Below are 19,139 nucleotides of genomic sequence, written 5' to 3' on the forward strand. Positions count from 1 at the left end.
GGGTCGCCATATTCGGGGTACGTCGAAACTAGCTAGAACTTCGGCGCCGCTTGCAGTCTCGCTGAGACCTGTAAGCGCTGCATGCGCGAGCCGGTGGTCGCGAGCATCTAGCCACTCGACGCCTCCAACAGCCATCATGGTTGTAAGGAGGTTTGACATACCTCGCTTAGTCATACATCTAAGGTAGCGAGGAGGTCAGACATGGCAGAGACACGACACTCAGTGAACGCCGCAGAGCTGCTCCGTACCAGCCGCGACCGGCAGGTCAGCCTGCGCTTGCAGCTCGCTTTGGACCAACGACTTGACGCGCTCGTCGAGCGCGCCATCGATAGGGGTGAGCGGACCACAAGGGCGGAGATCCTGCAGGCACTCGTGCTCGATTGCAAGCTGGATGGCGCAGAGCTCGGAGATCGGCTGCGCCACCTGCGAACTGCCACTTGTGGGGATGCCGTGCTGGACCACTCAGTCCCTGACGACAACATCTTACAGTTCTTGGGTCGTAAGCCTGGTCCGCGCACGCGGCACGCTTGAGGGTGCTGCGCTGAGGTACTACGGATTGTGGCGGTAGCCCGGCGGCAGAAGCACCGCCGGTGGTTGCTGGGTAGCGATTGCGGCTGCGCCGCGAACGATCCCGGCGGGTCTCTCACACTTCGTGCGTCCTAGGAAACTTCCACATGCGCACCGTGGTGGCAACGAGCGACGTGGAGCTCTAAGTTGCCGGGCGATCAGGGCCACGGGCGAGGCCTAGTTATAGAAAGGATCTGCATAGTCAATGCGCGACTTCCAATTGATGGTGGTCCGCGGCTGTCCGCTCGGCACAGGATGCTCGGCAAGGGCCCATCGAACGTGACGTGGGCTTCGTTGCAGGTCAATCGCCAGGTGAGTGAGGGCGTACTCGCCCGCTCGCACCCGATCGTGCAGCTGAATGAAGTCGATGTCGTCAAGTTCTGGTGCGAGCGGAGACTCGGATGGTCTCCATCGCGGCGGTGCCCACACGAGGGGTTCGTCCTCGAAGGGTCGAACGTGCCCAACCTCAGGGAACGTACCGACCATGCGGTGTTTCGGGAGCCAGGCGGCGAGGTAGTCGTCGATCGCGGATTGAAGCTCCGCACTCATCGTTGTGAGGAAGCGGGTGTAGTCGGTCGCGTCTGGCGTACCTGATTGAAATTCGAGGTGCCGCGGAAGGTCACGGGTATCGGCGGCAGTGAGTCGTAGCCAGGCGTAGCGCTGAGCGTTCAGCAGCCTTCTGCCTCTGCCGGGGTGCTCTCCGACGCTGCTACTCAGTAGGTGCCAGTCCGCTTCGGGGAGTAAGCCGCTCCATCGGAGGTATCGGCGCGCGACGTAGTTGATGGGCGACGGGTTGAGACGGAGCCATCCTGCTAACTCTCCGAGTTGCTGAAGCACTGCAGTCGCCTGTTCAGGGGTGCCGAGCATGGAAGGGCGGAGCTTCCGGCCGATCCCGGCGATTCGTTCGCTACCGCCTTCGATTCCATCACCGGCGACACGAAGCGCGTCCGCGAGTCCTCGCTGTAAAGCGGAGGGATCGGTGATGTTGTCGACGCCGAGGGGGTTCGCCCAGGTCGGCCACATGAGAGGTGGAATGAGGACGTCGGTGAGGGATTGTTCCGTCGCCAGGGCGAGGGTGTTCCAGGACCACCCGGTGCGCTCGATCCGTGGGTCCGGTTTCTCAAGAGCGACGATAAGTTCCGCGAAGCCGGGCGAGACGGCGGTGGCGTGCACGAGCCGTTGCATGTCGGGAAGGTCTCCGTCGAGTGCCCGGAGCACTCTTCCTCGCATGGGCGCGCCGATGCCTGACCAGAACTCGAGGAGGTGCGATGCGCTGCCGGGACCGGACAGCTCCTGGGTTGTGCGGACGGGTCGCGAGAAGGTGATGCGACGGATAGTCGTGCTGACCTCGGGCTCGGGGTCAGTTGCAAGGCGGTGTGCCGCCCCGATGAGCGCGCTCATGGCGAGCGCGTCGATAAATGGGCGCCCGTCGCACCGGGGCTGCAACAGGACCGCAGCGATGGTGCGCCACACGCTGGCCTCGGCACGCTCAGCCATGCATAGCTCTGATGTGCTGTCCGCTCAAAGCTGGCAGAATCTCAGCATGACAACGCGCTTCTGTCCCTACTGCAAATCGAACTCCGACGCCATGCCGCGATGGTCCTTTACTACACCCCTGGGCAGGGACGCCCAGAACTACAACCTGTACACGGTCCGCATGGTGTGCATATGCGCCAACTGCAAGAATCTGACGACAGCCAAGGTCGTGCGCACCAGGACTGACCCGGGCATGGACACAGATGCAATGCGCAAACTAACCGCACTCTCTAGTTGCGAATGGGCACCGAACAGCGCGTCAGCACCCGAATACCCTCATGTCCCCGACCACGTGGCTCGATGCGCGTCCGAGGCGCACATGAGTCATGGCATCGGAGCAGAGGCGGCCAGCATCCTCATGACCCGCACCACCATCGAAGCAACGGCTAAGAGCAAGGGCATCGAGAACGGTTCCCTCTTCGCCAAGATCGAGGCGATGAGTGACCAGAACGTGATCCGCCCCGCAACGCTTACACTCGCCCACGCGATACGAGTGCTTGGCAACGACATGGCGCACGGTGATGTCGAAGAACTGCCGACTACCGAAGACGCCGCGGATGCCCTCCACCTCATGGACATGATCCTCGAAGAGGTCTACCAAGCCACGGCAATCGCGGACGAGATCCTTGCGCGACGCACCGCCCGCGGGGAAGGGGCGTCAACGTCGCCAACGAGCTGAACCGCGTATCACCCCCCCCGCCATGAGTGTTCCTCTCCCCCGCGTTTCTGACGCGTTTTTGTCACCAGGGGGCCCCAGATTCATGCCTGAGGCGCGAAAAACCGTCAGCCGGGAGCGCAGGGCCGCCGTGACGAGCATGCTGAGGGCCACTGGGCTGCTCCGGATCCATGAGGAGGCCCCGCTCGTCGCCCTCGTGAAGTTGTTGGCCAAGGAGACGGACGAGGGCGGCGGATCACGCAGCTACTCGGCGTACGAACTCGAGTCGAACGTCGACCTGGCGAAGCTGCTCGGGTGCACCACCGCGACGCTCTACCGAGTGATGACCAGCGCGGTCGCCCCGTCGAGCAGCTTCATCGCTCGCACGAAGCTCGCGTTCCCGTCCGACTCGATCGACTCCCTGTTCTACGTCGACCGGCTCGGTGCCACTGCCGGCCTCGTGGCCGTCGAGTGGCCGACAGGCCTGGTGGCCTAATGGTCTGGCTCACCGTCGATGAGGCCGCTGCGGAGGCCCGACGGCACCCGCGGACGATCTCCGACGCGTGCCGAGCCAAGTCCCTCCGCGGGGTGCAGCGATCAGCGAACGCGTCATGGCGCACCGAGGACACCTGCCTCGACGCCTGGGTGCGGGCACGACGTGCGTTCACCAGCCGTCCGAAGATGGATCGTCAACCGGGCTCGAGGTCGGGCAGGGTCGTCGATCGAAACCGAGTGCGGTCGGGTGCTTAGCGAGAGATAGATTGCCGCCATGAGCGAGTACCGGCAGCATCCCAGTCGGACTGCCGAATGGGCGGGATCTTCGCTCGCGCCGATGCAATCGGCGTCCGATGCGGATACCGAAGTCTGGTTCGCGGTTCCCTCCGACTCCGGTGGCGTGTTCTGGGAAGCGTTGAACGCGAAGACAATCGGGCCAGACCTCGTGCAGGTTCGCGCAGTGCCCGCATGGGTGTTCGGCGTGAACTTCGGCGACACAGTGGCCACCGTCAGATCTGCGGAAGGATCGATCGTGGCAACGACCATCAGTCAGCGCGGCAACCAGGCCACCTTCCGACTCTGGCTCGGCGAAGATCCGGACCTCGCCGCGGCGTGGCTGTCGATCGCAGGACGCTACGCCCAGCGCGGGTGTCTCGTCGACGCGGTCTCGAAGAATCTCATCGCCCTGTCCTGCCCCGTCGAGAATGCGCCGCTGATCCGCGACCTGCTCATCCACGAGGAGCAGACGACAGCGCTGGTGTGGGAAGACGGCGCCCCTACCAGCTCCGTCCGTTAGCCGATCAACTATCAGACGGCCACCCGTGCCGAGGCAGCGTAGCTTCGGCTCATGTTCGCGGCAGGTGCATATGGAGACTGGTGGGCGCTGCCGGTGCTCGGCGCCATCCTGGTCTTCGGCTTGATCCTCGCCTGGTGGCGGAAGAAGAACGGCAGCGAGTAGCGAGCATCGTAGGACGATTGGATATCGGACGCTGCTGCTCTGAGTCCGTTGCCGCGCCTGAGGCCGCTGCGTCGCTGCGGTCGTCCTGCTCGCGCTGACTGTCGGCCGCCTTCGTCTCACATAGGTGGTCCGCGATCACTCGCGGTGAAGGTGCGTCAAACGGACGCGTCGCGCAAGCAGCCAGGTCTCGGGCTGCGCGGAGAGACCGTGGTGACGCAAGCCCGCGCGGGACGGCGACGAGTTGTGTGCGAAGGAGACAAGTTGTCTGCGCGGCGACAAATGTCGACTGCCAGCCAACTTGTCCGATATCGATCTTGGCTGACATGAAAGGCGCCATGACGGTCCAGAGCTACTGCCAAATTACGTGTCCGTTCTGGACGTGAACCTCAGAGACGGCAGGACCGATTGGAACTGAAGACGTTCGGCTCGCTTCGGCCCGAGTGCCGTCCATCTCAGAGGGAGACGACAGGTCGGTGCTCGCTACCCGCAAGGACGACGTCCCGGAATATGGACTCTGGGAGTTGACTAGCTGCTGCGAGTCGGTCGACCCCGAATCCAGCCTCTTCGAGCATCGCCACCGCACGTCCGACCGCGACCGGCTGCTCGCGCGGACCCAGGGGCCCTCGCTCGGGTAGTCCCTCCGCGGAAAGACGCTTATTCGCGCGCAAGTATGTTGCATCGGACCAGAGCCCTAGGCGATGGGCACGGAAGATCAAAGCGCGGAGACTGATTTTCCATTTTCGTTTCGCCGCAAGTAGCGCTTCCCAATCCGCCTTTTCCGGGAGATCCGGGAGCAGATCGTTGTCTGGCGCTAGAAACTGGGACGCGAACGTGTGTGCCTGGTCCTCAACGATCTTCGAGCCGGGCTCGACGTCCGGGTGCATGACAAGGTGCCCGAGCTCGTGAGCCGCGTCGAATCGACTGCGAGCCTTGTCGTCCTTGAAGGGCGAGAGCAGGACGAGTGGCCGGCGTCCGATGTCGGTTGAGAACGCGTCCACCTCGCGAACGTCGCTTTCCGGTGGCATTGTCAGCACTACGACGCCGGCCGCTTCGAGGGTACGAATCATGTGCGCGATCGGTCCCCGGGGAACTCCCAGAGCAGCACGCGTCGACGCTGCGATGCTGGCAATTTGGTCGACCGTCACCGCACTATCGACGAGGTGCGTTGGTACACGAAGTTCTGGAAAATCGACGTAGTCCTCGAGAACGTTGACCACAGCAGCGCCGAGCTCAGCAAACGCTAATGCTCGTTCACGAGATATTGCAGGGGTTGAGCGGAGGGAACGGAAGTGAGCGGCTTCCGTTGGAATCCGCGGGATCTCCGCACCACGCTGGAAGAAGGCAATGGGCAGTCCGAGGTTCAAAGCGAGTTGCGCAGCAACAGCGGTCGTTGGCCGGCTCTGGTTCCGCTCAAATTGAGTGATAGCCGCCGCAGACACGTCCGCGCTTCCCGCGAGGCTTGTTCGAGTGAGCCGGCGGAGTCGTCGCGCCAAGGACAGACGACCACCGTCGAAATCCTGCATTACCCCGCCAGCACGGCGGGCTCGGGCACGTCGGAGCGCGTCCGACTCAGCGCCCATTGTTGCCCTCTCGGATGTTCTTCTTCAGACGGATGTGGAGCTTCGGCTCTTCGCCGACGTTCGGCCCGAGGGGAACGTCAGGGCGGGCGTCAACGCTGTCGCCCGCGGCTTCGTCACGCCAAAGGGGCTCGGCCGCAGCCACGTGGTCGGACCGCAACGTCGGGATCGCGAGCCATCCTGCAGTAAGCGGCGTTTCACTGAGGAGCCCGTTCCAAACGAGGAAGAACTCGTTCAACGACCCGGATGCCCCAAGGCCAGAAGCGGGGAACAGTGCCTCATGCCCGTGCTCCTGATGAGGGGCTCGGTAAACATTGTCGTTACGAGACGCTGATTCGCGGCGAACGTTGCTCTCCCATTCGAGGTCTGTTGACCAGTCCGGGTGCAGACCACTGGTGGAGGGTGCTTTCACCAAGCGGATCGTCACCTCCCCGAACGAGCAGAACACAACGCCGCTGCGACGCCCGACCGTCAGGCCGGCGTCGAGGAGCACGTCGTCCCGCCGAGAACGGTAGAGCCGCTTGCCAAGGTTCTCAGAGCACTGCATGCCAAGCGACCGAGCCGTGTCGCCAAGTGCATCGTCGTAGCGAGCGACGTTCGTCGTCCACATCGACGCGACCAGATCGTGGAAGAACGCCAGAGCGCCCGCTTGCTGCAGCCGCTCGGCGACAGCCGCCGCACGAATGGCGGCCTCAGTGTCGAACGTCATCGTCTCCCCTTCAAGCAGAATCATGCCGAGGGGCTACCCCTCCTCAAGTAGGATACGCACGAGCCCGTCGGAAAATCAAGTAGCACGCCAAGATCGGCTCCGCTCACTTCCGTGAGCCCCAGACGACGCGCTCTTGAGTGCTCTCTCTCATCCCGGCATGGACTAGGCCATGCGTACCCTTCGTCTCCCTTGGCTGAGCGTCGAGTATCGCTGCGCTGAACTTCCAGCGGACTCGCTCCGAGCGTTGAGGACGCGCCACTCGCTGATGAACGGTACGTCTGAACATCGTTGTTCTCCTCCGCGAAGGCGCGTCACCCGCCGCGACCGCTGATTATCAGTGCCAGTCGATGAGGTGATTGCCGAGCGCTCCGCGGTAGACGCGGGCGCCGTGCCAGCCGTAGGGCACCAGCACGGTCACGTCCTGGTCGGTTTTGTTTTCGTTTCGCCGAGTCATTCGCATGACCGGAAGGTACGGCTGCCACGGAACCTCGCGTAGATGCGGGTTCCAGTCGATGGGGAAGATCGGCCGGTCGGACGGGATTGGGTGCCTGCGGAGGGCCCAGCGGACGTGCTGCGGCGTGCGGTGCACTGCTGCGGCGAGGGCTCTGACGGTTGTGACGCCGGAAGTGACGTGATCGTGGAGCACCGAGACGTCGATGTTGTCAATCTCGGGGCCGAGGTTGACCCCTTCTCGTCCAGCCCATCGCTGGGGCTCCCAGACAGCGGCTGATGATGTGCCGTTGCCTTGGTCGTACGCGTTCACGGCATCGATCGCGACCGCAAGCCAGGCCTCTAAGTACGCGTCGAGGGCTGCCTGCAGCTGAGCCGTCATGCGGATCTGAAAGTCCGTGTACTCAGCGGCATCTCGTCCGTTCGCGACGATCGCCCAATGAGCGGGGAGAGCGCTGATCGGTTGTGCTGTGGCTCGAAGGTAGAGGTATCGGCGTGCGTTGAGGAGCCGTCGGGGGCCGCCGGTAAAGGTGCTGACGCTGGCGCAGATCATGTCCCAGTGCGTCGGCTTGAGGAGTTGCCACCACGGCAGGTGTTGGCGCCGGGTCGCGTAGTTGATGTGCGGTGTGGACGCTGCGAGGTAGCGGGCGAGTTCGCCGAGTTGACGCAGGATCGCGGTGGTCTGCGCGGGTGCCCCGAGCATGGTCGGCCTGAGTCTTCTTCCGATGCCGGCGATCACCTCCGGTTCGGGTGCGTCCCGGTGGGTGCCGGCGAGAGCAGCGGTAAGTCCTAAGGCGAGTGATCGTTGGAGCGTTTCGGGATCGGCGCCGCCGGCCACGCTCAACGGTACCGCCCAATTCGTCCAGAGCAGTGGTGGGATGTGGTCCGCGGTCCACTCTGGGGTCCGGAGGGAGTCGCGGGGCATCAGGAAGTCGACGTAGGCCGCGACGGCTGGTTCATCGAACTCTGCTCGCACTGCGCTACCAGTCACGAGACGTTGCATCGCGGGGAGGTCCTGATCGACGGCGCGGAGGACGCGGCCTCGGAATCGCGGTCCGACGCCCGGCCAGTAGCCGAGGAGGGTCGCGGCGCTCCCGGGACCGCGTGCGCTCTGCCCCCGCTCGGAGGGCCGCGCGAACGTGAGCCGCCGGATGATGTGCCGGACCTTCTCCTCCGGGTCGAACATGAGTGCGAAGGCGGCGGCCATGAGCGCCCCCATCGCCAACGCGTTTTTCGGAGGCGCGGTTCCGATACGTGCCGTCTCGTCGAAGAGACCGTGCAGCTGGGAGGGGTCGAGCGTGGCGAGCTCGGCGATGAGAGGGACGTCGTTCGCGGCGAGGAGTGCGATGCCGACGCCGCGCAGCGTGGGGAAGAGGTGCTGTGCGTCTGGGATGAATACGTCCAGCGTGTCCCGGTCACGTCTCCAGGCGGCTGAGATCGCGGCCTGTGCGCGGACGATGGGAGCGCTTTCGTCGAAGGGTGCCTCGTCCCAGGTGATCCGCAAGTCGTGACCACACCTGCCAGCGCCGGCGATGCGTGCACGGCAGCAAGAGGGGTCGACGGGGTGAGCTTCCATGAGCGCAGGATCTGGGATGCCTTGCCCGCAGGCAGGGCATGCGTCGTGCAGTGGCACGAGGTGCGTTTCGCAGAGGAACGACCACCACAAACGCCAATGGGCGAGGAAGACGGCTGGCCGCTCGGTGAGGCACTGTGGGCAGTATCGGGTCCCGGAACCTCGGGTCCAGTTCTTCGCATGCGCGGGGAGACCGTCGTCGCCAGGCGCGAGCGCGTCGTTGACAAAGGACCGCATCATCCCGTCCAGAAGTTCGCTCGTGTCGCAGCCGACGGCGGTTGCGATGGACTGCGCGATCTCGTTCGGAAGGATCATGTCAAGGCGTCGACGATCTTCGGATCGAAGTGCACCGAGCCCGCACCATCGACTGATCGCTGCCGGGGGCTCGCCGACGTAGGCGGCGATCCGCAGCAACAGGCTCGGCAGGTGCTCTCCGGGCACGACGGTCGTCCGAAAGCCGAAGGGGACCGCGTCGTCCGGGTCGGAGGCACCCGCTCTTGGCGGCGACGCCTTCATCTCAGCGCCAGCGCTGCCGGAACGAGAACCGGCCGGCGTCCCACAGTTGCAGGCGTTGCGCGCGGCCGTCCTGGGCGCGTTTCTCCACAGCGACCAGGTCGAGAATCTTCCGGGTGATGCGCTGGTCAGCGGTCGCAGCCGCGACGTTGATGGCGCCGGATACGAGTGTCGACACGTGGCTCATGTATCCGAGGGTCGACACCCAGAGGTATTCCTCGAATTCGCTGCTGAGTACTGCTTCTCCTGGCTCGTGTCCTCTGAGCCGGATCCGTTGCTCGATGCGTTGCAGGAGCTTCCTCCATTCGGTGATCTCGCCCTTGGTGCTGCGTCGGTACGGCTCGAGCTCGATGAGCATCCAGCGCGCTTCAGACTGGACCCGTGCTGCTTCTCGAGCGCCGCTGCGCTGTGCGGCGAGCTGCTGTCGCATGTCATGGCCGGTGAGGACGACTCGGACGCCCATGTTCTGCAGTGATTTGAAGCCGTCGTGGACGTACTTGCCTATTTGCCCGTCGAAGTTGATGAATTGGATCTCATCGACGAATACCCACCGGATTCGGTGACGTTCGACTGCGCGGCCGAATGCCGCGCGAGCGTCCTTGTCGAACGGCGCGCCAACCTGTTGGCAGAGCAACGCGAACAGCTGCTGCTCCGCCTGCTTTTTCGGCAGGTCCACGATGACGACGTCCCTGCGGGGTGCGGTGAACAAGCCGTCGTCGTAGAGCGGTGCGCTGATGCCGATCCGAGCTTCCCAAGCCGCTTGGCACATCGTCTCCGCCGCGATGCGACGCATCAGCTTGGTTTTGCCAGTTCCGGGCGGCCCAGTGATGAGTGTGATCGGGATCAGGTCGGCGGTGCGGCGGGGCCGCGGGCTACGGACGGTCCGGTACTGCATTTCGGCCTCCGCTGTCTGGAGCGTGCGTGAGTAGGGCCACGAGTGGTGCCAGTCTTCGAGTGCGATGCCGTAGCGCCGCCGCTCGTCGGGCCCGGCATCGAGTTGGGGTCGGCCGGGATCGGGAACATCTGCGCCGGTGACACCGCGGACAAACGCTTGATCCTGCGCCGTCATGAGCGCCCAGCTTTGCTCGGGGTGTGGATCTGCGCCGAAGAGTCGCCGGACCGTGGGCGGGAGGCCCAGTTCGTGGTTGAGAGTCATGCGAACCGGCCGAAGAGGTCGTCGATGTCGTCTAGATCATCGTCGAGTTCGGCGCCGTCGCCCGCGTCATTGTGGCCAAGGACTTCCTCGAGGTCGTGATCCATGTCGGCCGGGATCATCGTCCCTGAGTCGAGCGCTTGCAGCCGCTCGTAGGCAGCCGCGGTCATCTCGTCAGTCCGCGACAGCTCCGACCGGCTCCCACGGATCAGGGCATCATCAGCGCGCCACCGAATGAGCAGCTGCAGCATCCGGTCCTGGAACTCCGCCCGCCGCAAGGTGAGATCGCCAACCTGCCCGCCGAGGACGGTCAGAGAGTGGTCCGAAAACTGGGGCGTGTCCTCCGTTCGGAGCACCCAGGGCACCTCCCATGCGGCTCCGTCGGGGTCGAAGCAGTACACCTGCCGCAGGTCGGACGGGTTGTAGTGGAACGTCCAGTAGCCATCACGGGAAGCACCCGGGGTACGCAGCAGGGTTTCGATGATGGGTGCGTTGAAAACCTCGTATCGGCGGGTGATGCCGTACTTCCCGAGCTTGGCGCGGAAGGTCGGCAGGAAGCGGATCCACTCGTTCTCCCATTTAGGCATCTCGACGAACCCGGTCTCGCCGACGAGTTCCGCCCATCGCTGGTACGGACTGATGCGCCGTCCGAGCTCAGCGCGAAGGCCCCGGTGCTGACGGAAGTTGTAGAGGTCCGTCCATTGCTGGTCGCGTTCCCAAAGCTGATCCCAGGTGAGGAGGGCCTCGGTGTGGAGGCCGCGTTCGTCGATCGACCCGCCGACATAGCCGGCGCAGAGTTCCTCGAACTCGGTCTTGTAGCTGAGGAAACTGCGCTCGATGAAGGCTTTTGCGCGCGGGTCACGAACGCGAGCGAACTCGACCTCGCACCCCAAGCGGGCGAGCTGGCCGACGTGGAAGTTGGAGAGGAAGTCCTTGCCGTTGTCGGTGATCAGGCGGCGAGGCGGGATCGGCCACCGAGTGAGAGCGCGCGGCATCCCAACGAAGGGACGCGGGTATACGCGGCCATCGACCGTGACCGTCTCGCGGTCGTCGACCATCGACGCGAACGCGTCGGCCACGGCGAGGACGACACCAACGCCGGAGGAGTGCTCGCTGATGGAGCGTCCGACGATCATGCGGGTGGCGGAGTCGATGATCTTCACCAGCGTGACCCGGTATGTGCGGGTCCTTCCGGTGCGATCCTTCGGGTCCCAGAGCATCACGTTCGAGGTGGTGGCGTCGATCTGCCAAAGCGACCCGGGGCGTTCCAGATGGCGCGGCGCGAAAGACTGCTTGGGTGCTTGTGCGGTGCCGTGCTTCGTCTTCGACTTGGTCTTCAGATGCGGCATCCGCTTGTGCACTCGCCCGACGAGACGGTAGAACGTCCGCTCCGACGGCGGCTTCGTGATGTCTGGAGCGGTACCGAGGAGCCAGAGGCGGAACTCGAGGTACTGCGTCTGCGTGTGCAGGGCCGGATCGAACACGCGGTCGAGCAGGAACTTCTCCACGAGGACGGGGATGTCAGCGTCGCGGTTCTTCCGACGTTCCCGCGTGTAGCGACCGTCGACCGTGGCGGTGGGGCCAGCCGCTTCTCGCTTGATAGCGCGGCTGACGCGCTTGCGAGCCGTCTCGTAGGGGATCTCGTCGTGCTCGGCGATGCGTCTCGCGATCGCGGCGATACGTTTGCGTTCGTTGTGGATCACGTCCGGGTCGACGTCCCGTAGGGGCTTGTCGTTCTCGCCTTGCCAGGGCGCGATGCCGGTATCGATGTAGCGGATGAGCGCGCGGTGGTCGTCGCGCTTGTCGATTGCGTGGTCGCTGAGCCGGTCGTCGAGGTCGTGCAGCAGCATCGACGCCGGTGGCGGGTTCTCCGGGCTGGCGATCGCTTTCACGACCGCTCGCAGCGGTCGTGGGGTCACGGGTCTGTTCGCGGCGTCGAGGAACTGCACCCACCCGTCACCCCACGACTGCACGAAGACTTGCTCGCCGTCGAACACCACCGGCATGCCCACACGCAGCTTCAGAACCCACTCTGAGTCCTTCGTCACGATGCCACCGTCCAGACGATCGACGTTGACCGGAATGGCAAGCGCATGTCGGTACGGAGGTCACGCCGCCAGAGCATCCTGCGGATCAGCATCATCGCAAACCCGGGCTCATAGCCCCGAGCCGCGACGCGCGTCACGAGCTCGACGACGGGCATGGGACGAGAACACAGCTCCGCAGCGACCGGCGCCCAACGCAGGTACGACGGCTCAGGGACGCGTGCTTCAGTGAAGTTCTCGAGATTCGCCTGCATCAGCCGCGGCATCCCCGTCCACACCTCGTAACCGATGCCGGCTTCGGCAAGGACGTCCCGGATAAGAGACGCGCGAGCCCGCCACTTCGGCGTCGACGCCTGCTCAGCGTTCTTCACGTCCACAACCAGCGGCGGCAGCCCGTCCCCAAGAAGGACCAGATCCGGCGTGTGCAGCTTGCACAGCGCTCCTGGCTCGAACGCCAGCGTGAATGGTTGCCCGCCGATGTACCTCACGGCCGGGTGGAAGTCGGCGAGGGTGATGAAGTCGCGTTCGAGATGCGACTCGGCACCGATGAGTGAGCCAGTCGTGTGCGTCCAAACCGCTACGGGTTTGTGCGCCTGCGTTAGCCGGCGGGAGAATTCCCTCATCGGATGAGCGGCGGATAGCATCTCCGCCGTCAGATCAGCCACCTGAACAGTGCGGACGGTGCGCCCGTCCGCCGAGTACCCGGCGACCACGCCTTCGGAAGGGCTCGCTGGCTTCAAGCGGTACGTCGACCACGGACGGTGAAACCGCATCCGTAAGCCCCGCACCGAGCCGCTGACTCGCACCGTCCGGCCACGGGGATGAGCCGCCCACGAGTTGAGGATCGTCATGGGGTCGGTGTCCCACTCGGCGACGCGTGTCCGGCCGCGATGTACAAGCCGTTCGCTGTCCCGAAGAAGCGTTCTAGCAAGGTCGCCTGCCCATGCAGGAAGCACGCTAGCGATTCGTACGCGTGGCGGTCGTTGAGGTCGACTGGGTTCTTCAGACGAATTGCACACCGGTGGGCGCGATGTCATGCTCCGTTCCCCCCGAGCGAAGGCGCGACCACATGGTGGCCGCGCCTGGAAGGGTGCCCCTGCACCCACGACGCGACGGGAGGGATGGACAAGGGTGCGGTCATGGCGGCACACTAATCTGACTCCGAGACAAAAAACAACCTCGGCGAGAGGATCAGTGCTGTTGCGACTTCGCCTGCTCTTTCGCCGCCCGGACCCATCTTCCGACCGCCACATTGCTCACACCGAGCGCGTCTCCGATGGCGTCCAACGTGAACCCTTCCTCGTGAGCCTGGAGCGCCAGCCGTACGCGTTCCTCGGTCGTCTCACGAAGCACACGTTCGGCGTTCCGCATTGCCTCGAGGAGAGCGTCCGCCCGCTCCTGATCCTTCACACGCTTCGGGGGACGACCCGTCCTGCGGGCAGGGGTCGATGCGTTCATAACTGCGTTCCTACGGTCGGTTCGAGCGTCGGAACGGCGCTTGCACGGCCTATGGACACGTGGAATGATCCGACGCGAACCTCGCTCGGATCAGACAGGCAGTCTCGAATTGTGGCGGGCACCACACGCGGTTTGCCGATCGCGTGCCGAGGGGTCAAAGACGACCCCTGCGAGTCGTGCCTGCCGGTCATCGTAGCTCCCCGATCTCTCCAACATCTCCCCGGCACAGAGCCGGACCAACCTCGCCATTCTCCCTCGTTTACGAGGCGAAACACCGATTTGAAGACTCTAAGAGAGGGCAAGCGGCTCGATCCGTCGCTCACCGCACCCGCAACGCGCCGGGACGTCCACGGACCCGTCAAAGCTCGTCGATCGGCAACTCAGTGACCCGCCCAGAACCAGACTCCGGTGAACCTGCTTCAGACGCCCGGATCCAGATGATCCGCGCAGCCGCCCTGCGGCTGACGGACTCGGTCCTGCGTCGGCTGCTCGAGCAATTTGCTGACGGGACGGTGTCTGCGTCCGACGCCGTCGAGAGTGCCATGAACCACGTTGATCGCAATCGTCGGAGTGACACTCATGGCGGTGACGTCAACCGGGCGATGTCGCTTGCTGATGCGGCGCTTGGCGCGGAGGGCTTGCAGGTCAGCGGCACTGCCGTTCGGGAATTGGGCCGACGAGTTGCCGAGGGGCGCATGACGGGCGACGAAGCTTCCGCCCTCATCCACGTACTCCTCGCATACGGCACCCCAAGGACGGAGGGGCCGGCTTCTGTCGCCACCCTCGACGATCGAGTCGGACCGTTCTTCGACAGCACCTCGCTACTCGACCTACTTCGACTGAGCGCCGACGCACTCGCTGCGTCGGTCGAAAATCGTGACGTGCTAGCGGTCGTTACAGCTGATGGCTTCCTCCTCTACCCCTCGTTCCAGTTCAACGAGAACGGTGAGCCCCTACCCCGACTCACGGAGGTGCTCGCTGACCTTGACCCAGACCTGGTCGACCCGTGGGGAGACGCCGTTTGGCTCAACGCTCCAGGCGATGATCTGGACGGCATGAGTCCAGCAGCTGCCCTTCGGAACGGGCGAGCTGAGGACGTGATTCGTCTGGCCGGCCAGTCGGCGTTCCGCCGCGCCCGATGAAGGCCGACGCGCAGCTCAGCTCCTCGGCCGTCTCGTTAAGCGGACCTTCATCGGAACCTATTCCGGACCACTCATCCGGACTGTGCGGCGGCGCAGTCCTTGAAAGACCCCGCCCTCACAGCTGAGCGTCCGGTTGACGACCGGTTACCGGTTCACTCGTGCCTTGCCGGTGAAGGCAGCTGAAGCCTCGCTACATCCGACGCGTCCCTGCGGCGAGTCGGAGTGCCTGGACGGAACGTCGGTGCTGTTCCGCGCGGTGGCGGCCGTTGGCGGGAGAGGGGTGTGGTGCCGCGATGACGGGGACGAGTCGGGCGTGCTCGTCCAGGGTGAGGTGTCGCATGACTCCCTCGAGAGCGATGCTCCCGTACGTGACGATCGCCTCGACGGAGGGAAGCGCCCTGAGGAGAACGCCGAGGGCATGTCGTCCCTCGTCGATGTCTGCGGGTCGTCCACGGCCGGGGAGTTCCCACGGGATGAGGTTCCAGCGGAGGTACTCGTTGCGTGCAAGTCCGGACTCGATGCGGGCTGCGCGGAACGCGGCCGCGGTCGGCCCCGGGTTGTCCTCGCTGCAGACCGCCGAGTGCGCTGCGGCAATGGTCTGCGGGCCGGGTGACTGCATGAGGACCAGCACTCGGCTGGACGTGCCGCCGGATCGTGGGTCGAAGCTCGGGACGAACCGTCGCGAGCCGTCGGGTGCGGTGCGCCATGCCTCCGCGAGGACGTTCAGCGATCGAACGTCCGCGACCTCATCCGCGAGTTCGTCAGGGGTGCTCACGCCGGCTGTGGTGGTGCGAGGAGCGTGCCGCGGATGACGGAGCCGTGGAAGGTGCGGACGGCAACGGTGATCCACGCGGCGACGAGGCCGGCGTAGTAGACGACTGCGAGGACGGCGACGACGGTGAGTCCGGAGTGCAGGGCCAGGCCGTTCAGCCCGGTGACGCAGGTACCGACGGGGAACGTGAACGACCACCACGTCAGGCTGAAGGGCAGGTGTTCTCGAGCGGTGCGGATGGTGATGGCGAGGGCGATGACGGTCCACAGCAGCGCGAAGCCGAGCATCGCGAACCCGTACACGAGCGCGACGACGAGGAGCGCGTGGGCGGTCGACGCATCAACCACGGTCGGCGCGTTCGAGGCGAGGAGGTTCACTGCGGTGATCGACTGCCCGACCGGTCCGAGGACGATCCACAGGGTCGGGACCATGCCTGCGGCGCCGACCTTGTGCTGCGCGAGTCGGTTCCAGATCAGCGTGATCACGACCAGGGACGTGACGAGGCTGAGGCCGAAGAATCCGTAGCAGGACCACAGCAGCGTCTCCCGCACTTGCCCGGCGGGTGCGTACGGCAGCAGGAGCGCGCCGGTGGAGGCGGACACCATCGGCGGGACGATCGGCATCAACCAGCCGCCGAACGCGGAGTCGGGTCCGTTCTCGTGACGGGTGAACGCCAGGTACGGCACCAGGACCGCAGTGAGCAGGCCGCCGATGGTGCCGATGCTCCAGAGGACCCAGTCGATGTGGACGGCGGCGGGGAGGCCGATCCAGTCCTTGCCGAGGAGGATCGTTCCGGCTCCGACGGTCAGGAACGCCATCGGCGGTGCCCCATAGAAGTGCGAGATCACCGGATGGAGGTGGTGCTTGGCTGCGGTACTCCGGTACCGGACCCAGTGCAGCACCATCGCGACCGTGAGGGCGACGAGCAGCACCGCCGCGATCGCCCAGACGAGTGTTGCGGCGGTGCGGAGCCCCGGGAACTGCAGCGGCAGCGACGCAGCCGCGACGGCGACGATCCCGGTGCCCATGATCGACGCGAACCAGTTCGGGGTGAGGTTCGACACGATCAGGCCGGGCCGCTCCAGCTCTCGGAACAGCCGCCGGTCGCGCACACCGTGCTCGGACGTTGCGGGTGCGTGGGCGGGATGAGCGGACATGCATCAAGCGTGCGCAAGTTGCCCACGGTTCGGGAACGGCGAACTCGTTGGCAGGGCACAATGGTCGTTTGTGGCACTGCGGCGGTTGACGGACCGGACTCTGGACCTCGACACCCTCGAGGTCCTCGTCCGCGTCGCGGAGACCGGTTCGTTGACCCGCGCGGCTGAGGTGTTGGGGGTGACGCAGCAGGCGGTGTCTGCGCGTTTACGTGCCGCGGAGCAGGCGGTCGGTCAGCCGCTGGCGCTCCGGGCGGCATCCGGGACCGCGCTGACCGACGCCGGTCGGGTGGTGCTCGGTCTGGCTGTTCCGGTGTTGGAGACCTCCCGGCGGCTCGAAGCAGGAGTCGCCGCACTCGGAGAACCCGTGGGGTCCCTCGTGGTTGCGGCGTCGCAGACGATCGCCGAACTCCTGCTGCCCGGATGGTTGCTCGCCCACCGGGCCGTGACACCCGAGGCGTCGGTGCGCCTGATCGCGGGGAACTCCGCCGCGGTGACCGACCTCGTTCGCTCCGGCGCTGCCGACGTCGGATTCACGGAGACCCCTGCTGCGCCACCTGACCTGTCCTCGCTGGTGGTCGACGAAGACGAACTCGTGGTCGTCGTCGCTCCGCATCATCCGTGGGCAAGCGCTTCGGTCATCACCGCGGATGAGCTCGCGGAGACGCCGCTGCTGCTCCGGGAGGAAGGGTCCGGCACCCGCGCCACGGTCGAGGCATGGCTCGACGACGCGGGACTGACCCTAGCGCCGCCGGCGGCGGTGCTGGAGACGACGGGCATCATCCGCGCCAACGCTCGGGCAGGCATCGCGCCCGCGGTGATGAGTCTCCGCACGGTCGACACTGACCTCGCCGACGGCGCCCTCGTCCGGGTGCCGCTGCTCGGCCCGCCACTGATCCGGTCGCTGCGTGCGATCTGGTCGGGCCACCCGAGGCCTGCTGTGACGGCGTTCCTGGACACCGCCCGCAGCTCGAGCGTCGGTGGTCAGATCAGTCCGTAGGGCAGATCCGGGTGCTGCTCGGCGATCTCGGTGAGCCGGTTGTACTTCGCGACCCGTTCCCCCCGGGCGGGTGCGCCGGACTTGATCTGCCCGGTGCCGGTTCCGACAACGAGGTCCGCGATGAACGTGTCCGTGGTCTCCCCGGATCGGTGCGACACCATGCTGCCCATCCCGATGCTGGTGGCGGTGGCAATCGCTTCGAGGGTCTGTGAGACGGTGCCGATCTGGTTCGGCTTGATCAGTGCCGCGTTCGTCAGCTGCTGTTCGCCGCCGTCGCGGATCCGTTGCGGGTCGGTGACGTAGAGGTCGTCGCCGACGGTCTGGATCCGGCCGCCGAGCGCTGCCTGCATGCGGCGGAACCCCTCATGGTCGTCCTCCGCGAACCCGTCTTCGACGCTCCGGACCGGATACGTGTTGATGAGGTGTCGGTAGTAGTCGACCAGTCCGTCCCGGTCGAGGCTTTCGTCGAGCATCCGGTAGGAGCCGGCGCCCTGGTGGAACTCGTTCGCGGCCGGGTCGAGGGCGATCGCCACCTGATCGACGCCCGGCTCGTGGCCGGCGGCGCGGATCGCGGCGACGAGCAGGTCGAGCGCTTCCTCGGGTGCAGCGATCGAAGGGGCGAAGCCGCCCTCGTCGCCGAGGCCGAGGCTGCCGAACCGGTCCCGCACCAGGCTCGCGAGGGCGTGGTAGACGTCCGCGCCGGTTCGGACGGCGTCGGCCATCGAGCCTGCGTTGACGGGGGCGATCATGAACTCCTGGAAGTTCAGCTTGTTCGCTGCGTGCGCGCCGCCGTTGAGGACGTTGAAGTGCGGGACCGGCATCCGCGGCGTCGAGCCGGTGATCTCGGCGATCCACTGCCAGAGCGGGAGGTCCGCGGCGTGGGCGAGAGCCCTGGAGGCGGCGATCGAGGTGGCAACGACGCTGTTCCCGCCGAGCCGACGGTACCCGGTGGTGCCGTCGAGGTCGGCGAGGGCGGCGTCGATCTGCCCGATCGCCGACCAGGACCGGCCGGTGAGGAGCCCTGAGATGTCGGTGTCGATCAGGTGCAGCGCCTGGGTGACGTCGCGGCCGCCGAACGCGGAACCGCCGTCGCGCAGCTCGACGGCTTCGTGGGCGCCGGTGGAGGCGCCCGCTGGGGCGTCCCCGGTGACGGTGCTGCCGTCGTCGAGTTCGAGGGACACGCGGACGGTCGGGTAGCCGCGGGAGTCGAGGATGCGGGCGGCGTGGACGGCGTCGATGGTGATCGGGTGGTCGTGGTGGGTGACGTACTCGCCCTGATGGGCTCCGTGATGGTGGATGCCGCTGATGTAGTCGTTCATGGTGACGCTCCTTCGGTTCGGGTCATACGTCGAGCTGGCGGGTGGTTGCGGGAAGCCGCGGGG

16 protein-coding genes and 1 pseudogene are annotated in these 19,139 nt (G+C 65.7%); 5 read left to right on the forward strand and 12 right to left on the reverse strand.

The annotated features are described in order from the left end of the window. Window positions 1-219: 219 nt before the first annotated feature. Window positions 220-462 carry a hypothetical protein gene (locus QUG92_RS06440; protein ID WP_289458121.1) on the reverse strand — a complete coding sequence of 81 codons (243 nt, stop codon included), beginning with the start codon at window positions 460-462 and terminating at the stop codon, window positions 220-222. A gap of 282 nt (window positions 463-744) precedes the next feature. Continuing rightward, window positions 745-2,064: a hypothetical protein gene (locus tag QUG92_RS06445; RefSeq protein WP_289458122.1), complete on the reverse strand. Its 1,320-nt coding sequence runs from the start codon at window positions 2,062-2,064 to the stop codon at window positions 745-747. Between the two features lie 358 nt (window positions 2,065-2,422). On the opposite strand from QUG92_RS06445, the gene QUG92_RS06450 reads away from it, so the two are divergent. The 3 genes from QUG92_RS06450 (at window position 2,423) to QUG92_RS06460 (ending at window position 4,049) form a co-directional block, all read left to right on the forward strand. Next, window positions 2,423-2,782, forward strand: a complete 360-nt coding sequence (locus QUG92_RS06450; RefSeq protein WP_289458124.1) for a DUF4145 domain-containing protein — start codon at window positions 2,423-2,425, stop codon at window positions 2,780-2,782. 136 nt (window positions 2,783-2,918) lie between these two features. Then, on the forward strand, window positions 2,919-3,254 hold the full coding sequence (locus QUG92_RS06455; RefSeq protein WP_289458126.1) for a hypothetical protein: 336 nt from the start codon (window positions 2,919-2,921) through the stop codon (window positions 3,252-3,254). Between the two features lie 273 nt (window positions 3,255-3,527). Further along, complete coding sequence (locus QUG92_RS06460) at window positions 3,528-4,049, forward strand: DUF4265 domain-containing protein (protein ID WP_289458128.1); 522 nt, start codon at window positions 3,528-3,530, stop codon at window positions 4,047-4,049. Between the two features lie 614 nt (window positions 4,050-4,663). Here QUG92_RS06460 and QUG92_RS06465 read toward each other — a convergent pair. The 8 genes and pseudogenes from QUG92_RS06465 to QUG92_RS06495 all read right to left on the reverse strand — a co-directional run bounded on the left by QUG92_RS06465 (window position 4,664) and on the right by QUG92_RS06495 (window position 13,689). Further along, complete coding sequence (locus QUG92_RS06465) at window positions 4,664-5,278, reverse strand: ImmA/IrrE family metallo-endopeptidase (RefSeq protein ID WP_251155637.1); 615 nt, start codon at window positions 5,276-5,278, stop codon at window positions 4,664-4,666. Between the two features lie 279 nt (window positions 5,279-5,557). Next, a pseudogene (locus QUG92_RS17110) lies at window positions 5,558-5,791 on the reverse strand (helix-turn-helix domain-containing protein); the annotation flags it as partial. Then, window positions 5,781-6,521 (reverse strand): hypothetical protein, encoded by a 741-nt coding sequence (locus tag QUG92_RS06470; RefSeq protein WP_289458133.1) that lies wholly within the window; start codon window positions 6,519-6,521, stop codon window positions 5,781-5,783. The pseudogene QUG92_RS17110 and the gene QUG92_RS06470, both read right to left, overlap by 11 nt. Before the next feature lie 310 nt (window positions 6,522-6,831). Then, window positions 6,832-8,961, reverse strand: coding sequence for a TniQ family protein (locus QUG92_RS06475; protein ID WP_289458135.1), 2,130 nt, complete (start codon window positions 8,959-8,961; stop codon window positions 6,832-6,834). 76 nt (window positions 8,962-9,037) lie between these two features. Then, the gene (locus QUG92_RS06480) at window positions 9,038-10,102 is read right to left on the reverse strand and encodes an ATP-binding protein (protein ID WP_251155639.1); all 1,065 of its coding nucleotides are present in this window, start codon (window positions 10,100-10,102) and stop codon (window positions 9,038-9,040) included. Window positions 10,103-10,185: 83 nt separating this feature from the next. Then, window positions 10,186-12,234: a TnsB C-terminal domain-containing protein gene (locus QUG92_RS06485; protein WP_175326774.1), complete on the reverse strand. Its 2,049-nt coding sequence runs from the start codon at window positions 12,232-12,234 to the stop codon at window positions 10,186-10,188. Further along, complete coding sequence (locus QUG92_RS06490; RefSeq protein WP_175326773.1) at window positions 12,231-13,082, reverse strand: TnsA-like heteromeric transposase endonuclease subunit; 852 nt, start codon at window positions 13,080-13,082, stop codon at window positions 12,231-12,233. Before QUG92_RS06490 ends, QUG92_RS06485 begins: the two co-directional genes overlap by 4 nt. Before the next feature lie 340 nt (window positions 13,083-13,422). Continuing rightward, window positions 13,423-13,689, reverse strand: coding sequence for a helix-turn-helix domain-containing protein (locus QUG92_RS06495; protein WP_175326772.1), 267 nt, complete (start codon window positions 13,687-13,689; stop codon window positions 13,423-13,425). A 437-nt stretch (window positions 13,690-14,126) separates the two neighbouring features. On the opposite strand from QUG92_RS06495, the gene QUG92_RS06500 reads away from it, so the two are divergent. After that, window positions 14,127-14,831: a hypothetical protein gene (locus QUG92_RS06500; RefSeq protein ID WP_175326771.1), complete on the forward strand. Its 705-nt coding sequence runs from the start codon at window positions 14,127-14,129 to the stop codon at window positions 14,829-14,831. A gap of 771 nt (window positions 14,832-15,602) precedes the next feature. Here the strand turns inward: QUG92_RS06500 and QUG92_RS06510 are convergent. Continuing rightward, window positions 15,603-16,760, reverse strand: a complete 1,158-nt coding sequence (locus QUG92_RS06510; RefSeq protein WP_251155641.1) for a TDT family transporter — start codon at window positions 16,758-16,760, stop codon at window positions 15,603-15,605. Here QUG92_RS06510 and QUG92_RS06515 point away from each other — a divergent pair. Beyond that, window positions 16,759-17,757 carry a LysR family transcriptional regulator gene (locus tag QUG92_RS06515; RefSeq protein WP_289458142.1) on the forward strand — a complete coding sequence of 333 codons (999 nt, stop codon included), beginning with the start codon at window positions 16,759-16,761 and terminating at the stop codon, window positions 17,755-17,757. The two genes, QUG92_RS06510 and QUG92_RS06515, sit on opposite strands and share 2 nt — an antisense overlap. On the opposite strand, the gene eno is transcribed toward QUG92_RS06515, so the two are convergent. Continuing rightward, on the reverse strand, window positions 17,742-19,076 hold the full coding sequence (gene eno, locus QUG92_RS06520) for a phosphopyruvate hydratase (protein ID WP_251155643.1): 1,335 nt from the start codon (window positions 19,074-19,076) through the stop codon (window positions 17,742-17,744). The genes QUG92_RS06515 and eno overlap by 16 nt on opposite strands. Window positions 19,077-19,139 lie beyond the last annotated feature (63 nt).

Source organism: Curtobacterium citri (assembly GCF_030362955.1).
Taxonomy (GTDB): domain Bacteria; phylum Actinomycetota; class Actinomycetes; order Actinomycetales; family Microbacteriaceae; genus Curtobacterium; species Curtobacterium citri.

What these genes read in the sequence shown, in the direction of transcription:
- QUG92_RS06450 (WP_289458124.1), top strand. Translation starts at nt 2,423, where the DNA reads ATGAGTCATGGCATCGGAGCAGAGGCGGCCAGCATCCTCATGACCCGC.
- QUG92_RS06510 (WP_251155641.1), bottom strand. Translation starts at nt 16,760, where the DNA reads ATGTCCGCTCATCCCGCCCACGCACCCGCAACGTCCGAGCACGGTGTG.
- QUG92_RS06480 (WP_251155639.1), bottom strand. Translation starts at nt 10,102, where the DNA reads ATGACGGCGCAGGATCAAGCGTTTGTCCGCGGTGTCACCGGCGCAGAT.
- QUG92_RS06500 (WP_175326771.1), top strand. Translation starts at nt 14,127, where the DNA reads ATGATCCGCGCAGCCGCCCTGCGGCTGACGGACTCGGTCCTGCGTCGG.
- QUG92_RS06460 (WP_289458128.1), top strand. Translation starts at nt 3,528, where the DNA reads ATGAGCGAGTACCGGCAGCATCCCAGTCGGACTGCCGAATGGGCGGGA.
- QUG92_RS06455 (WP_289458126.1), top strand. Translation starts at nt 2,919, where the DNA reads ATGCTGAGGGCCACTGGGCTGCTCCGGATCCATGAGGAGGCCCCGCTC.
- QUG92_RS06490 (WP_175326773.1), bottom strand. Translation starts at nt 13,082, where the DNA reads ATGACGATCCTCAACTCGTGGGCGGCTCATCCCCGTGGCCGGACGGTG.
- QUG92_RS06495 (WP_175326772.1), bottom strand. Translation starts at nt 13,689, where the DNA reads ATGAACGCATCGACCCCTGCCCGCAGGACGGGTCGTCCCCCGAAGCGT.
- QUG92_RS06470 (WP_289458133.1), bottom strand. Translation starts at nt 6,521, where the DNA reads ATGATTCTGCTTGAAGGGGAGACGATGACGTTCGACACTGAGGCCGCC.
- QUG92_RS06515 (WP_289458142.1), top strand. Translation starts at nt 16,759, where the DNA reads ATGCATCAAGCGTGCGCAAGTTGCCCACGGTTCGGGAACGGCGAACTC.
- eno (WP_251155643.1), bottom strand. Translation starts at nt 19,076, where the DNA reads ATGAACGACTACATCAGCGGCATCCACCATCACGGAGCCCATCAGGGC.
- QUG92_RS06445 (WP_289458122.1), bottom strand. Translation starts at nt 2,064, where the DNA reads ATGGCTGAGCGTGCCGAGGCCAGCGTGTGGCGCACCATCGCTGCGGTC.
- QUG92_RS06465 (WP_251155637.1), bottom strand. Translation starts at nt 5,278, where the DNA reads ATGATTCGTACCCTCGAAGCGGCCGGCGTCGTAGTGCTGACAATGCCA.